Origin of the sequence: Moraxella sp., assembly GCF_024227015.1 — a bacterium.
Lineage (GTDB): Bacteria > Pseudomonadota > Gammaproteobacteria > Pseudomonadales > Moraxellaceae > Moraxella.
Window position 1 is genome coordinate 1 of sequence record NZ_JAAELD010000071.1, and the last position, 2,614, is coordinate 2,614.

At 46.0% G+C, this 2,614-nt stretch carries 3 protein-coding genes; all 3 read right to left on the reverse strand.

Annotation, left to right across the window (positions count from 1 at the left end; all coding sequences use genetic code 11):
• Positions 1-556, reverse strand: a 556-nt coding sequence (gene leuD / locus GY683_RS01520) for a 3-isopropylmalate dehydratase small subunit (RefSeq protein WP_297287075.1), incomplete at its 3' end; no start/stop codon positions are given.
• 15 nt (positions 557-571) lie between these two features.
• Positions 572-1,990 (reverse strand): 3-isopropylmalate dehydratase large subunit, encoded by a 1,419-nt coding sequence (gene leuC, locus GY683_RS01525; protein WP_297287076.1) that lies wholly within the window; start codon positions 1,988-1,990, stop codon positions 572-574.
• A gap of 142 nt (positions 1,991-2,132) precedes the next feature.
• Positions 2,133-2,579 (reverse strand): hemerythrin domain-containing protein, encoded by a 447-nt coding sequence (locus GY683_RS01530; protein ID WP_297287077.1) that lies wholly within the window; start codon positions 2,577-2,579, stop codon positions 2,133-2,135.
• Positions 2,580-2,614: the final 35 nt, after the last annotated feature.

Below are 2,614 nucleotides of genomic sequence, written 5' to 3' on the forward strand. Positions count from 1 at the left end.
TATCGTCCAAACCATTTAATAAGCAATGCTTACGAAATGCGTCCACTTCAAACGCATATTCTTTACCGCTTGGGCTAATCACCTTTTGATTTGCCAAATCCACGGTTAATTGATAGCCAACATTATCAAAACATTCTTTAAATAATTCATCAATGTCGCTCTCTGATAAAATCACAGGGAGCATACCATTTTTAAAGCAGTTGTTATAAAAAATATCGGCAAAACTTGGGGCAATCACAGTGCGAAAACCGTATTCGTTCAATGCCCAAGGGGCGTGCTCACGGCTAGACCCACAGCCAAAATTGGCACGGGCAAGCAAAATGGTCGCCCCCTGATAACGCTCTTGGTTTAGCAAAAAATCAGGGTTTTTTGGGCGTTTGGCAATGTCCTGCCCTAAAAAACCTTCGTCCATATAACGAAGTTCATCAAATAAATTATCGCCGAAACCTGTGCGTTTAATGGATTTTAAAAACTGTTTGGGGATAATCAAATCGGTGTCCACATTGGCACGGTCTAACGGAGCAACAATGCCGATTTCGGTGGTGTATTTTTTCATCTTTTATTCCTTCTCTCAAAACGTCCGCACGTCCACAAAATGCCCTGCAATCGCCGCCGCTGCCGCCATGGCAGGACTGACAAGGTGCGTGCGACCGCCATTGCCTTGACGACCTTCAAAGTTGCGGTTGGACGTGCTGGCACAATGCTCGCCTGATTGCAGTTTATCAGCATTCATCGCAAGACACATAGAACAGCCCGGTTCACGCCATTCAAAGCCTGCTTCGGTAAAGATTTTATCAAGACCTTCTTTTTCAGCTTGCTCTTTAACCAAGCCAGACCCTGCCACAATCATCGCTTGTTTGATACTTGGGGCGACCTTGCGACCCTTGACGACTTCTGCCGCTGCACGAATGTCTTCAATGCGTGAGTTGGTGCAAGAGCCGATAAACACACGGTCAAGCTGAATCTCGGATAGCGGTTGTCCTGCCGTTAGCCCCATATACTGATAGGCACGAGTCCAGTCGTTACGCTGTACGTCATCTTTGGCATCGGCTAGGGTTGGCACGTTTTGGCTAATGGGAATCACCATTTCGGGGGACGTACCCCACGACACCTGTGGCTCAATCTCATCGCCATTTAGCACGACCACCGTATCAAAATGAGCGTCATCATCAGAATGCAAAGTGTTCCAATAAGCGACCGCACGCTCCCAATCATCGTCTGTTGGGGCATAGGGGCGACCTTTGACATAGTCAATCGTCTTATCATCCACCGCCACAAGACCGACTCTAGCACCGCCTTCAATCGCCATATTACACACGGTCATACGCCCTTCAATGGACATATCACGGAACACCTGTCCACCAAATTCAATGGCGTGTCCTGTTCCACCTGCCGTGCCGATTTTGCCGATGATAGCAAGTACAACGTCTTTTGGCGTAACGCCTTTGCCCAATTTACCGTCCACTCTCACCAGCATATTTTTCATTTTCTTTTGCACAAGGCACTGCGTGGCAAGGACGTGTTCTACTTCACTTGTGCCGATACCATGAGCCAAACAGCCCAACGCCCCATGCGTGGCGGTATGGCTATCCCCACACACCACCGTCATCCCTGGTAGGGTCAAACCCTGCTCAGGCCCAACTACATGAACAATGCCTTGGCGTACGTCATTGATGCCAAATTGTACAACATTAAACGATTTGCAGTTGTTATCAAGGGTCTTAACCTGAATGCGAGAGGTGTCATCAGCAATCCCTGCAATGCCTTGTTCACGCTCTTTGCTAGATGTAGGAACGTTGTGGTCGGGCGTTGCGATATTTGCCGACAGTCGCCACGGCTTACGGTTATTAAGCTCTAAGCCTTCAAAGGCTTGGGGGGACGTTACTTCATGTAACAGTTGGCGGTCAATATAGATAAGTGATGAACCGTCATCACGTTGTTTGACCAAATGGTCGTCCCAAAGTTTATCGTAAAGGGTTTTGCCTGCCATATCATACTCCTATGGTCTGGGTATTTATTTGGTTTTATGTGATTATATCACATCTTTTTTATAAAAATAATTTATAATTTTTATATTTTAATTAATTTATTGGAATATATAAGAGCCATTCTATTAGCTTAATTTCAATAAATTAACGATTCTTGGCATATCTTTTGACTCGATCATCAGACGCATCATAGATCACCTTTAATTCAGCTTCGCTTAATACCGTCTGCGCCTTCGCAAACACTTCACGCTCCTCAAAGCGGATATGATCATACAATGCCCGAGCCAGCGCCTGCACATCAGACACGCCGGGCTGCTTTATGCCCATCAAGGCTTCAATATCATCGTGCTGCTTTAGCATCTCTGTAGCGAGCATCTTCGCTTCGTCTTCATTGAGCTTGGCGAGTATGACATCAGCAATATACGTCTTCTCAACTTCAAAGTGGGTTGGAATCTGTATGGTCAGATAATCTATCAACGCCTGCCAATGCATCATATAATCTGCTTCGTTCGCCTGCATCGCCTTATTACTAATCACCAACCCAGGGTGATGCTCGCGAGATAATGGCTGTAAATACGGGTGTCTTTTCATCGCACTATCCAATTACATAAGATGCCGTCATCATA

Coding starts and splice junctions, on each gene's coding strand:
- leuC (WP_297287076.1), bottom strand. CDS start 1,990: ATGGCAGGCAAAACCCTTTACGATAAACTTTGGGACGACCATTTGGTC.
- GY683_RS01530 (WP_297287077.1), bottom strand. CDS start 2,579: ATGAAAAGACACCCGTATTTACAGCCATTATCTCGCGAGCATCACCCT.